The following is a 17,411-nucleotide window of genomic DNA, read 5'->3' as shown; positions in this document are numbered from 1 at the left end:
TCTCAGCTATTGAAAGCGCTGCCACGCCTCGTGGTGGCGCGCCTGTCGCCATGAAATCAATGCACGCTTCCCTGTTGGCCACGGCTGTGGCAATGGCGCTCAGCACCGCAGCGGCGCCGCTGCTCGCCGCCGACGCCCAGCCCTGGCTGGACAAGGCCAGGACGTCCACGCAGCGCACCGAACTGCTGCTCAAGGCCATGACGCTGGAAGAGAAGCTGTTGCTGCTGTTCGGCTATGCGTCCGGCGACCAGCTCGCGCAGGTGGACAGCACCATCATCCCCGGCGTCAACGCCAAGGAAGTCGCCGCCAAGGTCATCCCCGGCTCGGCCGGCTACATCCCCGGCATCCCGCGTCTCGGCATCCCGGCCCAGTACCAGGCCGACGCCTCCATCGGCGTGCGCAACCCCTATCTGGAACGCACCTCCCTGCCCTCGTCCCTGGCCACCGCCGCCAGCTGGGACCCGCGCGTGACCGAGGCGGGCGGCAAGATGATTGGCCTGGAGGCGCGGCTATCGGGCTTCAACGTCATGCTCGCGGGCGGTGTCAACCTGGCCCGCGAGGCCCAGAACGGCCGCAACTTCGAATACACGGGTGAAGACCCGCTGCTGGCCGCCGAGACGGGCGCCGGGCTGATCCGCGGCGTGCAGGCCAACCACATCATCTCGACCGTCAAGCACTACCTGATCAACGCGCAGGAGACCGGCCGCACGCTGGTGAGCGCGCAGATCTCGGAGCCCGCACTGCGCATGAGCGACGCGTTAGCTTTTGAGCTCGCCATCGAGAAAAGCAGCCCCGGCTCGGTGATGTGCTCGTACAACCGCATCAACGATGTCTACGCCTGCCAGAACGCCTTCTGGCAGAACAAGGTGCTCAAGGGCGACTGGGCCTACAAGGGCTATGTCATGTCCGACTGGGGCGCCGTGCACTCGACGGTGCAGGACGCCAATGGCGGGCTGGACCAGCAGTCTGGCTTTCCCTTCGACAAGGTGCCCTACTTCGCCAAGCCGCTGCGTGACGCCGTCGACGACGGCTCCGTGACGCTGGCCCGCATCGACGACATGGCCCGGCGCATCCTGTGGGCGATGTTCGACAAGGGCGTGGTCGATCACCCGCTCAAGACCGGACCCATCGACTACGCCGCCCACGCGCTGGTTTCGCAGGCGGCGGCTGAGCAGTCGCTGGTGCTGCTGAAGAACGAAGCCGCCGTGCTGCCACTGGCGGCGCCCAAGCGCGTGGCCATCATCGGCAGCTACGCCGACAAGGCCGTGCTCGCGGGCGGCGGCTCCGCCGTCGTCACGCCCATCGGCGGCAACGCCGTGCCGGGCCTCGGCCCCGGCGGCTGGCTCACCCAGGTGTGGCAGCCGTCATCGCCGATGAAGGCCTTGCAGAAGCAGCTGCCCGCCACGCAGTTCGCCTTCGATGCCGGTACCAACGTCGACGCCGCAGCCAAGGCAGCCGCCGCGGCCGATGTCGCCATCGTCTTCGTCCACCAGTGGACGGCCGAGTCGCTCGATGCGCCGTCGCTCAACCTGGACGGCAACCAGGACGCCATCGTCAGCGCCGTCGCCAAGGCCAACCCGAACACGGTCGTCGTCGTCGAGAGCGGCGGCGCGGTCCTGATGCCCTGGCAAAAGGACGTGAAGGGCATCCTGGCGGCCTTCTACCCGGGTGCCAATGGCGGCGAGGCCATCGCACGCATCCTCACCGGCGAGGTCAACCCGTCGGGCCGCCTGCCTCTCACCTTCCCCGCCAGCACGGACCAACTCGTCCGCCCCAAGATCGGCGGCAAGTCGGAAGGCCCGCTGTTCACGGTCCGCTACACCGAGGGCGCGGCGGTCGGCTACAAGTGGTTCGACCTGCATGGTCACAAGCCCCTGTACGCGTTTGGGCATGGCCTGTCGTACACGAGCTTCGAGCTGAGCGGCCTCAAGGCAGACCAGAAGGCCAACGCGCCCGTGACGGTCAAGTTCGCCATCAAGAACACCGGCAACCGCGAAGGCGCCTCAGTGGGCCAGGTCTACGTCCGCGCGCCGCAAAGCGCCAAGTGGGAAGCGCCCCGGCGCTTGGTCGGCTTCGGCAAGCTGGCGTTGAAGCCAGGCCAGACCGCCACGAGCGCGGTCACGGTCGACCCGCGGCTGCTGGCCACCTTCGATGAGTCGACCGGCGACTGGGTCATCGCACCGGGCACCTATGAAGTGCAGCTCGGCGCGGGGTCGGACGACATCCGCGCCACCACCAAGCTGGCGCTGGCCGGCCGCCGGTTCACGTCCGCGCAGCTGCGGCGCTGAGCCTGCCGGTCAGGCCTCGGGCGCGTGGCAAACCGCCTCGATGTTGTGCCCGTCCGGGCCGATGACAAACGCGGCGTAGTAGTTCGCGTGGTACTTCGGGCGCAGGCCCGGCGGGCCGTTGTCCGTACCGCCGGCCGCCAGCGCTTCGCGGTAGAACGCGTCGACCTGCTCGCGCGTCTGCGCCACGAAGGCGATGTGCAGCTGCGCGGGCTTTTCCTTGGTCTCGAACAAGCACAGCGTGGCTACCTGGCCGTCGACGTAAAGCTCGATGCCGTACGACGGCTCGCCTTCGCCGCCCTTCAGGACGCCTAAAGGCGCCAGCGCCTGAAGGAAAAAGGCCTTGCTCGCGGCGTAGTCGCTGACGCCGAATTTGACGTGGTCGAACATGGGATCAGCCTTCCAGTGGGCGCGCGACGTTCAGCGGTCGGGCCGCTGGCTCTTGAAGAAGGCGTTGATCGTCAGCCGGCCCGCGCCTTCGAGGTAGGCGGCTGGCGGCGCTTTACCAACGTCGCCGGAATGGAAGATGCCGCCGTCGTAGAAGACGGCCCGGTTCCATCGGGCGGCCACGCGGCCGATGGCCTCGAAGTAGCGGTTGCTCTCGGTCATGTAGCCCGACGGGATGTCGTATTTGTCGCCGAAGGCGCTCGGGACCAGCGTGTTGGCGTCGCGGCAGAACTGGACCGTGTCGACATCGGACATCCGCGAGCGGAAGAACACCGTGCCGCCCAGCGCCTCGTCCTTGAAGAGGTAGTGGACGCAGGCGCCCATCAACTCGCCGGCTGACAAACCGATGTCGTCACGATGGCAAACCCGCTGCCGGGCGTCCAGCTCCGTGGCGGGCAGCACGACGCGGCCGAAGCGGGCATACATCCCCAGCAACCGCCTGGCGCCCAGGCGCGCGCGCATCTGCTGCTCGAAGAAGTGGGCCAGTTCGACGGCAACATCGCCCGTCAGATCCCGTTGTGGGCCGGGATAGGCATGGCCGGGGATGACCTGGAACTCGGCCGCCCCATCACGCGCCAGGTTCACGAGCGACTCGGGATCCTGCAGGAAGTCGTCGATAACGAAGACCCGGGCGCCGCCCTCCAGGGTCACCGTCTCCAGACGTGCCGCGCGGTTGATGCGCAGCACGTTGCCGGTCATGGCGCTCTGCGCGGACAGCTGCTCGTCTCGGGCGATCTCTCGGGGGTGTGGGTGACGGTCATCAAGGGCCATGGCGCCATTGTGTCGCGATACATAACGCCGCGTCCGAGCGTTCCCGAGGTGGGCTTACCGCAACCGCTGGTCCAGCCAGTTCAACACTCGCAGATCCTGAAAGTAGTTGGTGTGATGCGTCTGCGCACTCACACCCAGATCCTCCCAGTGCGGCGCCGTCAGCGTCAGGTCGCCCAGGCGGTTCATCGAGGCGCTGTCCACGACCAGATCGTTGGGCTGGTCGAAGATCAAGTCGGCGCCGTAGTACATCGCCTGGCCCTTGAGGTTCGTCACGCGCTTCCACAGTTTCCACAGCGGCTGGTTGACCTCGGCCGGCATGAAGCTGCCGCCGATGGCGCGCACCTCCGTCCCACCCGGCAGCGGGTAGAGCTGGGCCAGCTCCAGGTTGTTGTTGACGCGGCCTTGCGCCAGCAGGCCGGGCACCAGGCCGACGGCGGCATCGGTCAGCGGCGTGCGGGCGCCCAGCTCCAGCACCTTGCCCAGCACGCAGGCCAGGCCGCCCACGCCCAGGGCCAGCACCTGCAACCCGGGCGGCGCGACCTTGCGGGCCTGCGAGGCCACCTCGGCCACCGCGTCAGCAAAACTGGCGAGCGTGTCGAGCGCCTGGCGCAGCTTGTCGGGCGCGGCGAGCGACGTGCCGGCCAGCGGTGAGCCGACGAACAGCGCCTGGCGGGCGCGCAGTTCGGGCGCCATGCGCAGCAGCCAGGAGATGACGAGGCCGCCGCGGCTGTGGCCGACGAAGTCGAACTCGGCCGGGCAGGGCGCCAAGGCATCGCGCAAGGCCAGCGCGTTCAGCCAGGGTGCGACGCTCAGCGTCGGGTGGTCGAAGGCCAGCACAGCGTTGTAAGTGCCGCTGGCGTCGGCCAGGCGTTGGAGCAGCGTCTCGCCGTCCACCGTGGCGGTGAACTCCTTGGCGTACATCGCGCTGGCGCTGAAGGTGCCGTGCACGAGCACGAGCACACGGCCCGTCAACGCGGCCAGCTCAGCCGAAGCGATCGGCGCCCAGGCCTGGCCGTTCCAGCGGCGCAGGCCTTCGGCGGGCGACGTGATGGCGGCCAGCACCGGGTTGAGCCGGCGGTCCAGGTTGCGCAGCGCGTCGGTCAGCTGGTTGGCGCCCAGCTCGGGGAAAGCGATGCGCTGCACGGTCTCGCGCGACTCGGGCGCAAACGCGCGCCAGCTGCGCCGGCCCTGCGTGCCGAGCTGGCGCACCGGCGGCTCGTAGACCCAGCGCAACAGGCCGTCCTCGCCATCACCGCGCAGCAGCCGCACGGCGGCGCGGCCGTCCGCAGCCTGCGCGTCGAAGCCCCGACGGCGGCGTTGCTGAATGGGCGCGCGCCCCGCCTCGCCGCCGGGCGCGGGCACTTCGAGCTGGTCGCCCACCTCGGCCCACAACGTCTGGCTGGCGGCGGTCATTGGTCGTCCCTCAACAGCGGCAACGGCGTGATCTGCCGCTGCCGGGCCGTGATGATGTCCAGCATGGAGTCGTAGTCGGCCCGGTCGCTCAGCGCCTCGACACCGGCCTCGATGGCCTCGACAAAGCCGCAGTGCTCGGTCAGCCGCACCGTCTCGATGGGCACCAGCTTGCGGTCGAGGATGAGGCCGCGCACCTCGTCCCAGCTCGCGCGGCCGGCGTGCCACGGCACCGCCTGCGCGTTGGCGGCGGAGCTGCCGCTGGCGTCGGCCTGCACGGCGCCGCTGTAGTTGCCGGTCATCTGCATGTACTCCTCGCGGAAGGACGGGTGGCGCCACCAGCCCGGCAGCGCATGGCCTTCGAGCAGGAACACGACCGGGTAGATGTCCACCAGCTCCAGGCAGGCCGCAAACAGCAGGGCCAGGTCGATGCAGGTGCCGGCGCGGTCGGCCAGCACGGTGGAGGGCATGCGCAGCCGCTGCGAGTCGAGCTTCTTGCTGTAGCTGGGCGGCGGGTTGATGTAGCCCAATTGCCAGTCGTGCAGCAGCGTTGCCCAGATGGCCTCGACCTGGCGGTCCACGCCGAGCAGCAGTTCCTCGTCGATGCGACCACTGATCGAGACGGCGTTGTCAGGCACGCACTGGTAGCCCTCGAAGCCGGCCGTCGGGTCGTCGCGCAGCACACGGTTGTAGCGCTGCGACTGCGAGATGGCGCTCATCACCGCCGGGTCGCGCGGCAGCACGAAAGAGGGCAGCCATTGGCCGTCGCGGCGGTTGTCGCGCCACTGGTCCACCGGCAGCAGGCGCAGGCGGTGGCTGTCGTGATACAGCACCTTCTCGCCCTGGCGCACGCGCACCTGCAGGCTGGTGTTGATGGCCTCGTGCACGCCGCGCGCCACGTCGGCCGTCAGCGGCACATGAATGTCCTTGGTGAGGTTCTCGCGTTCGTGCTGCATGACGACGCGCCGCTCGTAGCGCGCCTCCTCGGCGCCCATGTGCACGGCCACTTCCACGTCCAGCGGCTCGGCCCGGTCGGGCGCGTCGCAGCTGAGCACGAAGCGGCGGAACAGCGGCTGGGCGTTGTGCAGCACGGCGTAGTTCAGTTCGGGGAAGGGCTCGATGGCGCAGCGCACCTCGCTCGACACCGGCTTGCGCTCGGCAGCCGCCATCGCGCGACGGGCCTCGTGCTCCGCCTTGGTGGCGACGTCGACAAAGACCGGCCCGTCCAGCCACAGCGTCACGCCGGTCGCGTCGACCGACTCGGGCAGCGCCCTCACCTCCTCCCACACGTTGCCAAAGGCCTTGGGCAGGTCGAAACCCGTGCTGAACAGCTGGCGCAGCAGCTGCGTGATCGCGTACTCGGCCAGCGAGTCCTCGAAGGCGTCCTGAAAGCCCAGCGCCGCGCGCGTGGCGCCCTCGGCGATCAGCATCGGCGCCAGCCGGGCGGCGCTGTTCCAGACGTTCAGCGTCGTCAGGTAGGGCGGTGTGCCGCCCACGGCCGCCGCCATGGCCTGCGACAGGGCCTGCGCATGCACCAGGCGCGGATAGCCCTTGCCGCCGCGCAGCAGCAGGCCGTCCAGCACACGGCGCGAATCGGCCAGCAGGTCATCGATGAGCTGCACGCGGCTGGGCGCGTCGGCAGCGTCCGAGTCCGGCGCCTCGACGATCGCTGCCTTGCCGATCAAAGAGCCCAGCTCGCGCAGGCCCTGGTGGCTGTCCATGCCCGCAAAGTGCAGCAGATGCGGCGGCCGCGCAGCCAGTTCGGTGGTCAGCTCCTCCAGGCTGGGGTAGTTCAGCACCCGCGGTGCCGGCACGTCGGCTGGCAGCGCGGCGGCCAGGTTCTTCAGCTCGGCGTCGACCGTCCAGCGCTCGCACAACTCGGTCGGCAGCGCGTTGACGAACAGCACGCGGAAGTCCTTCCACGCCGGGAAGACGACCGCCGCGCGCGGCACCGGCTGCCACGCGCCTTCCACCTCGTGCTGCACCTGCAGCTCGCGGATGACGGTCAGCGGCTTGGGGCCCTTGGCGGCGGCGCGGCGCTGCTCGCGCGTGGCTGCGGCCAGCACGTATTCCCACGGGAAGATGCGGCCCTCCCAGCAAATCGCCTCGTGCTGGAAAGGCACGCGCACGACCAGCATCTGCGCCTCGCCCAGCGCCTGCAGTTCGGCCGGGCCCAGGCCCAGGATGCGCAGGGTCTCGGCGGCGTCGGCCTGGTGCTGGTCGCGCACCTTGGCGTCGCGCAGCCAGCGCTGGCGGGAGCGCAGCAGATAGGTCCAGCGCAGCGCCTGCTGGGCCATGGTCTGGCGCGAGCGGGCGTCCACGCTCGCAACGGCCAGGCCCAGCGCGTCGCCGGGGCGGGCGATGTGCACGGCGTCCAGCAGCCGCTCATGCTCGGGCGGCAGCTGGGTGTTTTCAAGCGCTTTGCCGGATGTGCTCACGAACAGGCCTCTTCATCGAGAAGGCCCGCAGTATCGCGACGCTGCGCTGTCGCACAACGCCTAGACGAGACCCAGCGACTCTTCCAGCCCCAGGTGCACGTTCATCGACTGCACGGCCGCGCCGCTGGCGCCCTTTCCGAGGTTGTCCAGGCGGGCGATCAGCAGCACCTGGGTGTCGCTGGCGAACACGAAGATGTCCACGCGGTTCGTGTCGTTGCAGGCCTGCACGTCGAAGGCGCCGGCGTCCAGCGTGGCGGCATCGCGCAGCGGCTTGACGTTGATGAAGCGCTCGCCTGCGTAGTGCGCGGCCAGCGCGGCGTGAATCTGCTCGGGCGTCGTGCCCGCCTTCAGCTGGCTCAGGTGCAGCGGCACGCTGACCGCCAGACCCTTGTAGAAGGGGCCGACGATGGGCTGGAAGACCGGCGGCGTCGCCAGCCCAGTGTGGGCCGCCATCTCGGGCAGGTGCTTGTGCTTCAGGCCCAGCGCATAAGGGCGCGGCGCCTGCAGCTGGGCCGGCAGCGGCTGCTGCTCGTACTCGGCGATCATGCTTTTGCCGCCGCCCGAGTAGCCGGTGATGGATGTGGCGCTGACGGCCGCATCGCGCGGCAGCAGGCCGGCATCCACCAGCGGCCGCACCGTCAGGATGAAGGCGCTGGAGTGGCAGCCCGGGTTGGAGATGCGCTTGCTGGCCTGAATAGCGCCGCGCTGGCCGCGGGCCAGCTCCGGCAGGCCGAAGGCCCAGCCCGGTGCCGTGCGGTGCGCCGTGCTGGCGTCGATGAGGCAGGTGTGGGTGTTGTTGATCATGAACGCCGCCTCGCGCGAGGCCACGTCTGGCAGGCACAGGAAGGCCACGTCGGCAGCATTCAGCAGGCGCGAGCGCTCGGCGGGGTCCTTGCGCTTGTCGGCGTCGATCTTCAACACCTCGATGTCGCTGCGGGCCGCGAGGTACTCGTGAATCCGCAAGCCGGTCGTGCCCTCCTGGCCATCCACAAACACCTTGAACGTCATGCTCTCTCTCCGTCGGCCAACAAACCAAAGATCGAAGAATACGAGATACGCCGTGACAGGCGTTCCCAGCAACCGCACGGGAATAATGGAATCCTTTGTCGTCTGCCGGAGCCTGCTGAATGAAACCACTTGTTGACCGTTGGGCATTGATCACCGGCGCCAGCCGTGGCATCGGCCAGCAAGTCGCCCAGGCGCTGGCTGGCGAAGGCTGTCGGCTGATCCTTCACAGCCGCAGCATCGACGCCACCGCCGCGCTCGCCGGTCGCCTGCGCGGCCAGGGCGTCACGGTCCATCAGGTGGCCGCCGAGCTGAGCGACAGCGCCGCCGTGCAGCGTCTGGCAGGCGCGGTGGATGCGATCTGCGGCACGCTGGACATCCTCTACAACAACGCGGCGGTGATGACGCCCTACCACGAGGACTACCTGACCGTGGTGCCGGCCGAGTACGAGCTGAGCTTTCGCGTCAACACGGTGGCGCCCATCCTGCTGTGCAACCACTTCCTGCCGAAGATGGTGGCGCAGGGCTGGGGACGCATCGTCAACGTCACGTCGGGCATCAAGGACCAGCCCGAGCTGATGGCCTATGCCGCCTCCAAGGCGGCGCTGGACAAGTTCGTCTACGACACCGCGCCCAAGCTGCAAGGCACCGGGGTGACGATGAACCTGCTCGACCCCGGCTGGTTGCGCACCGACCTGGGCGGCCCGAACGCGCCGGGGTCGGTGGAAAGCGTGCTGCCCGGCGCGCTGGTGCCGGTGCTGGCGACCGACGGGGCCAGCGGCCGCTGGGTCAGCGCCCAGGATTTCGCTGCGCTCTGAGGGCGATGCGCGTCCTCCTGCTCCCCGGCTGGCAGAACTCCGGCCCCGCCCACTGGCAAAGCCGCTGGGAAGCCCTGCACGGCGACCGGCGCGTGGAACAGCACGACTGGGACTGGCCCCGCCGCGGCGACTGGATGGCGCGGCTGGACGAAGTGCTGCTGGAGAACGACCAGCCGGTGTTGCTGGCAGCGCATTCCCTCGGCTGCCAGCTCGTGGCCGCCTGGGCCGAGCATTCGCAACACACCGCCCGCGTCGCCGGCGCTCTGCTTGTGGCGCCGCCCGACACGGAGCGCGAGGACATGCCGCCCCAGTTGCACAACTGGCGTCCCATCCGTCGCACGCGGTTGCCGTTTGCCAGCATTGCGGTCATCAGCAGTGACGACCCCTTCTGCGCGCCCGAGCGCAGCACGCTGATGGCGGCCGACTGGGGCGCCAGCGTGGTCATCGCCGGGCCATGTGGTCATCTGAATGCCGAGTCTGGCCTGGGCGACTGGCCGGAGGGCCGGGAGTTGCTGATGAGTCTCTGAACGAGAATCCGGCGATGGTCACCAAGAAACCCAAAGGCCTCGGCCTCGGCCTCGAAGCGTTGCTCGGCCCCAAGGTCAGCGAGGCGCCCGCCACCGACTTGCCCTCCGTGCTGAAGCTCGAACAGTTGCAGGCAGGCAAATACCAGCCGCGTACGCGCATGGACGAGGGCTCGCTGTACGAGCTGGCCGAGTCGATCAAGGCGCAGGGGATCATGCAGCCCATCCTCGTGCGGCCCATCGCCCCCCATGGCGGCGTGAGCTACGAAATCATTGCCGGCGAACGGCGCTTCCGTGCCGCAAAACTTGCGGGCCTGCGCGAGGTGCCGGTGCTGGTGAAAGCAGTGCCCGACGAGTCGGCCGCCGCGATGGCGCTGATCGAGAACATCCAGCGTGAAGACCTCAACCCGCTGGAGGAAGCACAGGGCCTGAAACGACTCACCGACGAATTCGGCCTGACGCACGAACAGGCCGCGCAGGCCGTGGGCCGCTCGCGCAGCGCGGCGAGCAATTTGCTGCGCCTGTTGAACCTTTCGGCGCCGGTGCAGAACATGCTGATGGCTGGCGACCTGGACATGGGCCACGCCCGCGCGCTGCTGCCGCTGGACGGCGCCACGCAGATCACGACAGCCACCGAGATCGCCGCCAAGAAGCTCAGCGTGCGTGAGGCCGAGAAGCTGGTCGCAAGGCACCAAGGCGCCGCGCGCCAGACGCCGCTGCTGCGCGTGAAGAGCGACAAGAGCCGCGACGTGCTGAGGCTGGAAGAAGAGCTGGCCGACGCCCTCGGCGCCACCGTCGAGGTGCGCGTGAAGAAGAGCAGCAAGCGCGGCCAGAGCGGCGAGCTGGCCATCCACTTCGACTCGCTGGACGCGCTGTCCGGCCTGCTCGACAAGCTGCGCGGCGGCTAGCGCCGCTGCACCGCCGCCGCGCAATGCGGTGGCGTCCGACATCGGACCATGGCGGCGCATCCAACACTAGGATCCGTGCGGATGACCTTGCTGCCCCGCGGCATTTCGGGCGGGGCTGCTCAACACTTCTTCACGCTTGTCTGAGGGGCGCCACAAGGCCCCCTCGTTCGTGCGGTTTCCCCGAAAAGTGCCAGGTCTTGCCTAAAACCCGGGCGTATGCTGGGCTCGCCCTGTCAACGAAAACTCGACGAGATTTGTTGGTGGACGTACAGCGCTTATTCTCGTGATGGACGAGGTCTCGGAGCAACCCAAGCTGCCGAGCACCCGAGTGGAGAGTTCTGATGACGCCTTGCAGTTGAGGCGCGATCAGAACCCCCCAGCTGATCATGGGCACGGATCGTGCCTGTGACCCTGTGGAGTTCAAACCGCAGGAGATCGGCATGGACGTCATCAGTCATTTTGCAAAGCGCTACGAGCGCAGCAAGGTTGAGGAGCTCTCGCTGGAGGACTACCTCGCAGAGTGCAAGAGAAACCCCCTGGCCTACGCCACAGCTGCCGAGCGCATGCTCCAGGCCATCGGCGAGCCGCAGATGCTCGACACGCGCAACGACCCGCGCTTGTCGCGGCTGTTTGCGAACAAGACCATCAAGATCTATCCGGCCTTCGCCGAGTTCTACGGGCTCGAAGAAGCGATCGAGCAGGTGGTGTCCTATTTCAGGCACGCTGCGCAAGGGCTGGAGGAAAAGAAACAGATCCTCTACCTGCTCGGGCCTGTCGGCGGCGGCAAGAGCTCCATCGCCGAGCGGCTCAAGCAGCTCATGGAGCACGTGCCGTTCTACGCGCTCGCCGGCTCGCCGGTGAACGAGAGCCCGCTCGGCCTCTTCGACATCACCGAGGACGGCCCGCTGCTGGAGCGCGACTACGGCATCCCGCGCCGCTACCTGAACCGCGTGCTGTCGCCGTGGGCCGTCAAGCGCCTGGATGAGTTCGGCGGCGACATCCGCAAGTTCAAGGTCATCAAGCGCTACCCCAGCGTGCTCAAGCAGGTCGGCGTGGCCAAGACCGAGCCGGGTGACGAGAACAACCAGGACATCAGCTCGCTGGTCGGCAAGGTCGACATCCGCAAGCTGGAAACGTATGCGCAGGACGATCCGGACGCCTACAGCTACTCCGGCGGCCTGTGCCTGGCCAACCAGGGCTTGCTGGAGTTCGTGGAAATGTTCAAGGCGCCGATCAAGGTGCTGCACCCGCTGCTGACCGCCACGCAGGAAAGCAACTACAAGGGCACGGAAGGTTTCGGCGCCATCCCGTTCGACGGCATCGTGCTGGCGCACAGCAACGAGAGTGAGTGGAAGACCTTCCGCAACAACAAGAACAACGAGGCCTTCCTCGACCGCGTCTACATCGTCAAGGTGCCCTACTGCCTGCGCGTCAGCGAGGAGGTCAAGATCTACGAGAAGCTCATCCGCAGCTCCTCGCTGGCCGAGGCCAAGTGCGCCCCGGGCACGTTGAAGATGATGAGCCAGTTCGCGGTGCTCACGCGCCTGAAGGAGCCCGAGAACTCGTCGCTGTATTCCAAGATGCAGATCTACGACGGCGACAACCTCAAGGACACCGACCCGCGCGCCAAGAGCTTCCAGGAGTACCGCGACTACGCCGGTGTTGATGAAGGCATGAGCGGCATCAGCACGCGCTTCGCCTACAAGATCCTGTCCAAGGTCTTCAACTTCGACTCGGCGGAAGTCGCTGCCAATCCCGTGCACCTGATGTACGTGCTGGAGCAGCAGATCGAGCGCGAGCAGTTCCCCAAGGAGCTGGAAGAGAAGTACGTCGGATTCATCAAGGAGCAGCTGTCGCCGCGCTACGCCGAGTTCATCGGCAAGGAGATCCAGACCGCTTATCTGGAGAGTTATAGCGAGTACGGCCAGAACATCTTCGACCGCTATGTGACCTATGCCGACTACTGGATCCAGGACCAGGAGTACCGCGACACCGACACCGGCGAGGTCTTCGACCGCGTGTCGCTGAACGGCGAGCTGGAGAAGATCGAGAAGCCGGCCGGCATCTCCAACCCGAAGGACTTCCGCAACGAGATCGTCAACTTCGTGCTGCGCGCGCGCGCCAACAACGCGGGCAAAAACCCGCTGTGGACAAGCTACGAGAAGCTGCGCACCGTCATCGAGAAGAAGATGTTCTCCAACACCGAGGAGCTGCTGCCCGTCATCAGCTTCAACGCCAAGGCCAGCGCCGAGGACGCCAAGAAGCACGAGAACTTCGTGCAGCGCATGGTGGACAAGGGCTACACGGCCAAGCAGGTGCGGCTGTTGTGCGAGTGGTATCTGCGGGTGAGGAAGAGCAGTTAAGAAAGCAGGCGTTTGATGTCCCTGCAACAGATCATCGACCGACGCCTCTCCGGCAAGAACAAGTCGATTGGCAATCGCGAGCGCTTCCTGCGCCGGCACAAGGACCAGATCCGTGAGGCCGTGAAGCGCGCGGTGGACGGCCGCGGCATCCGCGACATGGAGCGCGGCGAGGAGGTGCGGATTCCGAAGAAGGACCTCACGGAGCCCGTCTTCGGCCACGGCGACGGCGGTGTGCGCGAGGTCGTGCGGCCCGGCAACACCGAGTACGTCAAGGGAGACCGCGTCGCCAAGCCCAAAGGCGGGCAGGGCGGTGGCGGTGGTGGCGGGCAGGCCAGCGATTCCGGCGAGGGGGAGGACGACTTCGTCTTCCATCTCACCAAGGAAGAGTTCATGCAGGTCTTCTTCGAGGACCTGGCCCTGCCCAACCTCGCCCGCACGACGCTGGCCGACACGCCTGAGTGGCGCAGCCAGCGCGCCGGCTATGTGTCTGACGGGACGCCCACCAACCTGCACGTCGTGCGCTCGATGCGCGGGGCGCTGGGCCGTCGCATTGCCCTGGGCATGGACAAGCGCCGCGAGCTGCACGAACTCGAAGCGCGCGAGCAGGAGCTGCTCAAGGAAGACCGCCCGGAAACGCCGCGCCTGCTGGCCGAGACGCGAGAGCGCATCCAGCACCTGCTCGCGCGCCTGAAGGCCATCCCCTTCCTCGACCCCATCGACCTGCGCTTCCGCTCGCGCGTGCGCATCCCGGTGCCGACGACGCGCGCCGTCATGTTCTGCCTGATGGACGTGTCAGGCTCCATGGACGAAGGCCGCAAGGACCTCGCCAAGCGCTTCTTCATCCTGCTCTACCTGTTCCTGACGCGGCACTACGAAAAGATCGACGTCGTCTTCATCCGCCACCACACGCAGGCACAGGAAGTCGACGAGCAGAACTTCTTCCACGCGACGGAGACGGGCGGCACCGTCGTCTCCAGCGCGCTCGTGCTGATGGAGCAGATCATCAAGGACCGCTACTCGCCGACCGAATGGAACATCTACGGCGCCCAGGCCAGCGATGGCGACAACTGGCACCACGACAGCGGCCGCTGCCGCGAGCTGCTCGCCGACAAGATCCTGCCGCTGTGCCGCTACTTCGCCTACGTGCAGGTCGCCGAGCCCGAGCAGAACCTGTGGGAGGAGTACCAGAAACTCTCCGACGATGCCCGCCACTTCGCCATGCGCAAGGCCGTGGAGGCCTCGCAGATCTACCCCGTCTTCCGTGAGTTGTTCAAAAAGGAAGGGGCAAGCGCATGAGCAGCAAAGAGGACCGCCGGCACCATGAGCGGCCGGCCAACCCGCCGCCCGGCACGCGTGACCGGCGCCAGCACCTGCCCCTGCAGCGCATGAAGCCGCTGGCCAACCGGCCGAGCCTGCCGCTGCCCTCGCCCAACGACTGGACCTTCGACCTCATCGAGGAATACCACGCCGTCATCAAGCACACGGCCGATCGCTTCGGTCTGGACACCTATGCCAACCAGCTCGAGGTCATCACCGCCGAGCAGATGATGGACGCCTATGCCTCGGTCGGCATGCCTGTCAACTACCGGCACTGGAGCTACGGCAAGGAGTTCATCAGCACCGAGCGCAACTACAAGCGCGGCCAGATGGGCCTGGCCTACGAGATCGTCATCAACTCCGACCCCTGCATCGCCTACCTGATGGAGGAGAACACGCTGGCGATGCAGGCCCTTGTCATCGCCCACGCCTGCTACGGGCACAACAGCTTCTTCAAGGGCAACTATCTCTTCCGCATGTGGACGGATGCCTCGTCCATCATCGACTACCTCGTCTACGCGAAGAACTACGTCGCCGAGTGCGAGGAGCGCCACGGCCTGGACGCCGTCGAGACGCTGCTGGACAGCTGCCACGCGCTGATGAACCACGGGGTCGACCGCTACCGCCGCCCGGCCAAGCTGTCGCTGGCCGAAGAGCAGGCGCGCGTGAAGGACCGCGAGCAGCACGCCCAGTCGCAGATCAACGACCTCTGGCGCACCCTGCCCAAGAAGCCCGACCGCCCGGACGAAGCCGCCGAGAGCCGCCGCTTCCCCGACGAGCCGCAGGAGAACCTGCTGTACTTCATCGAGAAGAACGCGCCGCTGCTCGACCCCTGGCAACGCGAGATCGTGCGCATCGTGCGCAAGATCGCGCAGTACTTCTATCCGCAGCGGCAGACGCAGGTCATGAACGAGGGCTGGGCCACCTTCTGGCACCACCGGCTGCTGAACCAGATGTATGACGACGGCTACCTGAGCGACGGCATGATGATCGAGTGGCTCAAGTCCCACACCAACGTCGTCTACCAGCAGGCCGGCGCCAACCTGAACCCGTATGCGCTCGGCTTCGCGATGTACACCGACATCCGGCGCATCTGCGAGAACCCGACGGACGAAGACCGCGACTGGTTCCCCGACATCGCCGGCAGCGACTGGCTGCCCACGCTGGACCATGCGATGCGCAACTTCAAGGACGAGAGCTTCATCGGCCAGTACCTGAGTCCGAAGATCATGCGCGACTTCCGCCTCTTCTCCATCCTCGACGACGAAGCCAAGAGCGAATACGAGATCAGCGCCATCCACGACGAAGGCGGCTACCGCCACGTGCGCCAAGCCCTGTCGCGCCAGTACGATCTGTCCACCCGGGAGCCCAACATCCAGGTCTGGAACGTCAACCTGCGCGGCGACCGCTCGCTCACGCTGCGCCATGTGCAGCACCTCAACCGCCCGCTGCACGACAGCGCTCAGGAAGTGCTCAAGCACGTCGGCCGGCTGTGGGGCTTCGCCGTGCAGTTGGAAAGCGTCAACCAGCGCGGCGACGTGACGCGCCGCTGGAACGTGCCGGCCCAGCACACCTGATGCGGGTTGCGGCGCTCATGGCCTTGGCCCTGGCCGCGCTGCTCGCCGGCCCGGCCAAGGCGGCTGGGCTGACCGAACGCCAGGCCTGCCTCAAGCTCATCGGCACGGCGCGGGCTCTGCATCTCGCTGGCGAGAACAAGCGCGGTGACTACCGCTGCAAGCGCCACGCGACGGACGCCGACTTTGTTTTCACGCTGCGCTTCGACGGCCCCAAGGAGCCCGCCGACGCCAGCCACCTGCTCGGCCACTACGTTGTCGACAAGGGCACGCGAAATGTCTACGAATGGGACGTCGCGACGCACAAGCGCGGCGTCATGCTGGTCCCGCCCAGACGGAAGCGCTAGGACGCCAGCTTCAGGCCGACGATCCCAGCCACGATGAGCGCCAAGCTCGCCAGCCGACCCACGCTCGCCACCTCGCCCAGCAGCACGATGCCCAAGGCCGCCGTGCCCACCGCGCCAATGCCCACCCACACCGCATAGGCGGTGCCCACCGGCAGCGTCTTCATCGCCACGCCGAGCAGGCCGACGCTCAGCACCATGGCGCCCACGGTTCCCACCGTGGGCCAGAAGCGCGTGAAGCCCTCGGTGTACTTCAGGCCGATGGCCCAACCCACCTCGAGCAAGCCAGCGACGACGAGCAACAACCAAGCCATGGTTTGAGTACCGAGTGATGACGAAGTGGCGGAATTCTGCCGGCCGGGCGCTTGGCCGCAGGTCGAAGGGCTATGTGCCGCCCGCCCCCGCTGGAAGGTCATCCAGCGGCACCGCCGGATCGAAGTGGTACAGCAGCAGGTAGTCGTCCCAGCCGTCGTCGCCCGTGCACATGCACATGCACGACAGCTTCAGCGCCTCGCCAAATTCCGCCGATTCCAGCAGCGCCTCCTTGAGCGCGGGCCATGAGGTCAACGGGTCCTCTGCGGCAAACAGGATGTTGACGAAGGCGCCGTCCTCTTCGCCCTCGGAGATGTCGATGCCGCGGATGCCCGGCGTGCGCCGGGCCACGGCCTCGCTGACCTCGGCCAGACGGGCAATATCCAGCGCAGGCACCCGGCCGGGGTGGACCTGGATGCAGATCCTGCCCAGCTCGGGTTCAGTGCTGCTCATGTGCGTTTCTCCATTGGCAAGACCCACGTTGCGCCAGCGCGCCGAGCGAGCAGCAACGCCGACGCCAGTAGCAGCGCCAGCCCCGTCGTAGCCTCCGCCCAGATCGTCAGGTTGGCGATGAAGGTGTGCTGCGAACACAAGCCCAGCGTGTAGTGCAGCAAGCCATCCAGCCCCAGCGCGCCGTAGACGGCCAGGGTCAACAGCGCGACGACCGACAGGCCCAGTCGCGCGAACACCAACGCGGCCAGCCCGACGCTGGTGACGGCGATCCAGAACAACCAGACCTTCCCCGGCGTCAGCCAGGCCGGCATGCCGGGATAGAAGGCGATGTACTGCGCGTTGTGGCCGAAGTGGGCAAGGCTGGCAGCGAAGTAGGCGGCGATCAGCAGGAGCAAGGCACGAGGCATGGTGTGCCTCTATCGCTTGAATGGCTGAATGACAG

The 17,411-nt window shown here is 67.4% G+C and carries 16 protein-coding genes; 8 read left to right on the top strand and 8 right to left on the bottom strand.

Going from position 1 to position 17,411, the window contains the following annotated elements:
• The first annotated feature begins 50 nt into the window (after positions 1 to 50).
• Positions 51 to 2,288 carry a beta-glucosidase gene (locus AC0IZJ_RS18800; protein ID WP_471852786.1) on the top strand — a complete coding sequence of 746 codons (2,238 nt, stop codon included), beginning with the start codon at positions 51 to 53 and terminating at the stop codon, positions 2,286 to 2,288.
• Between the two features lie 9 nt (positions 2,289 to 2,297).
• Here the strand turns inward: AC0IZJ_RS18800 and AC0IZJ_RS18795 are convergent, their stop codons facing one another.
• Genes AC0IZJ_RS18795 through argC form a run of 5 tightly spaced genes read right to left on the bottom strand, consistent with a single transcriptional unit; the run spans position 2,298 to position 8,359 of the window.
• Complete coding sequence (locus AC0IZJ_RS18795) at positions 2,298 to 2,675, bottom strand: VOC family protein (RefSeq protein ID WP_471852784.1); 378 nt, start codon at positions 2,673 to 2,675, stop codon at positions 2,298 to 2,300.
• A 30-nt stretch (positions 2,676 to 2,705) separates the two neighbouring features.
• Positions 2,706 to 3,503 carry a DUF6445 family protein gene (locus AC0IZJ_RS18790; RefSeq protein WP_471852782.1) on the bottom strand — a complete coding sequence of 266 codons (798 nt, stop codon included), beginning with the start codon at positions 3,501 to 3,503 and terminating at the stop codon, positions 2,706 to 2,708.
• Positions 3,504 to 3,557: 54 nt separating this feature from the next.
• Positions 3,558 to 4,916, bottom strand: a complete 1,359-nt coding sequence (locus AC0IZJ_RS18785; RefSeq protein WP_471852780.1) for an esterase/lipase family protein — start codon at positions 4,914 to 4,916, stop codon at positions 3,558 to 3,560.
• Complete coding sequence (locus tag AC0IZJ_RS18780; RefSeq protein WP_471852778.1) at positions 4,913 to 7,351, bottom strand: hypothetical protein; 2,439 nt, start codon at positions 7,349 to 7,351, stop codon at positions 4,913 to 4,915. Before AC0IZJ_RS18780 ends, AC0IZJ_RS18785 begins: the two co-directional genes overlap by 4 nt.
• Positions 7,352 to 7,411: 60 nt before the next feature.
• On the bottom strand, positions 7,412 to 8,359 hold the full coding sequence (argC, locus tag AC0IZJ_RS18775) for an N-acetyl-gamma-glutamyl-phosphate reductase (protein WP_471852776.1): 948 nt from the start codon (positions 8,357 to 8,359) through the stop codon (positions 7,412 to 7,414).
• Between the two features lie 119 nt (positions 8,360 to 8,478).
• Here argC and AC0IZJ_RS18770 point away from each other — a divergent pair, with 119 nt between their 5' ends.
• From AC0IZJ_RS18770 to AC0IZJ_RS18740, 7 genes are all read left to right on the top strand, one after another.
• A complete protein-coding gene (locus AC0IZJ_RS18770) occupies positions 8,479 to 9,174 on the top strand; it encodes an SDR family NAD(P)-dependent oxidoreductase (RefSeq protein ID WP_471852774.1) in 696 nt (231 codons plus the stop codon).
• Positions 9,175 to 9,179: 5 nt separating this feature from the next.
• Positions 9,180 to 9,701 carry an RBBP9/YdeN family alpha/beta hydrolase gene (locus AC0IZJ_RS18765; protein WP_471852772.1) on the top strand — a complete coding sequence of 174 codons (522 nt, stop codon included), beginning with the start codon at positions 9,180 to 9,182 and terminating at the stop codon, positions 9,699 to 9,701.
• Between the two features lie 14 nt (positions 9,702 to 9,715).
• Complete coding sequence (locus tag AC0IZJ_RS18760; RefSeq protein WP_471852770.1) at positions 9,716 to 10,606, top strand: ParB/RepB/Spo0J family partition protein; 891 nt, start codon at positions 9,716 to 9,718, stop codon at positions 10,604 to 10,606.
• A gap of 440 nt (positions 10,607 to 11,046) precedes the next feature.
• Positions 11,047 to 12,969, top strand: a complete 1,923-nt coding sequence (locus AC0IZJ_RS18755) for a PrkA family serine protein kinase (RefSeq protein WP_471852768.1) — start codon at positions 11,047 to 11,049, stop codon at positions 12,967 to 12,969.
• 15 nt (positions 12,970 to 12,984) lie between these two features.
• On the top strand, positions 12,985 to 14,265 hold the full coding sequence (locus AC0IZJ_RS18750) for a YeaH/YhbH family protein (RefSeq protein WP_471852766.1): 1,281 nt from the start codon (positions 12,985 to 12,987) through the stop codon (positions 14,263 to 14,265).
• Between the two features lie 89 nt (positions 14,266 to 14,354).
• A complete protein-coding gene (locus tag AC0IZJ_RS18745; protein ID WP_471853017.1) occupies positions 14,355 to 15,863 on the top strand; it encodes a SpoVR family protein in 1,509 nt (502 codons plus the stop codon).
• Between the two features lie 17 nt (positions 15,864 to 15,880).
• Positions 15,881 to 16,207: a hypothetical protein gene (locus AC0IZJ_RS18740; protein WP_471852764.1), complete on the top strand. Its 327-nt coding sequence runs from the start codon at positions 15,881 to 15,883 to the stop codon at positions 16,205 to 16,207.
• Here AC0IZJ_RS18740 and sugE read toward each other — a convergent pair.
• The 3 genes from sugE to AC0IZJ_RS18725 all read right to left on the bottom strand — a co-directional run bounded on the left by sugE (position 16,204) and on the right by AC0IZJ_RS18725 (position 17,376).
• Positions 16,204 to 16,518 carry a quaternary ammonium compound efflux SMR transporter SugE gene (sugE, locus tag AC0IZJ_RS18735; protein ID WP_471852762.1) on the bottom strand — a complete coding sequence of 105 codons (315 nt, stop codon included), beginning with the start codon at positions 16,516 to 16,518 and terminating at the stop codon, positions 16,204 to 16,206. The genes AC0IZJ_RS18740 and sugE overlap by 4 nt on opposite strands.
• A gap of 70 nt (positions 16,519 to 16,588) precedes the next feature.
• On the bottom strand, positions 16,589 to 16,969 hold the full coding sequence (locus tag AC0IZJ_RS18730) for a hypothetical protein (protein WP_471852760.1): 381 nt from the start codon (positions 16,967 to 16,969) through the stop codon (positions 16,589 to 16,591).
• Positions 16,966 to 17,376, bottom strand: a complete 411-nt coding sequence (locus AC0IZJ_RS18725) for a hypothetical protein (protein ID WP_471852758.1) — start codon at positions 17,374 to 17,376, stop codon at positions 16,966 to 16,968. Before AC0IZJ_RS18725 ends, AC0IZJ_RS18730 begins: the two co-directional genes overlap by 4 nt.
• Positions 17,377 to 17,411 lie beyond the last annotated feature (35 nt).

Source organism: Roseateles sp. AC306 (genome assembly GCF_979253795.1).
Note: the sequence above shows the minus strand (reverse complement) of the source record. Positions and strands in the feature narration are given on the sequence as shown.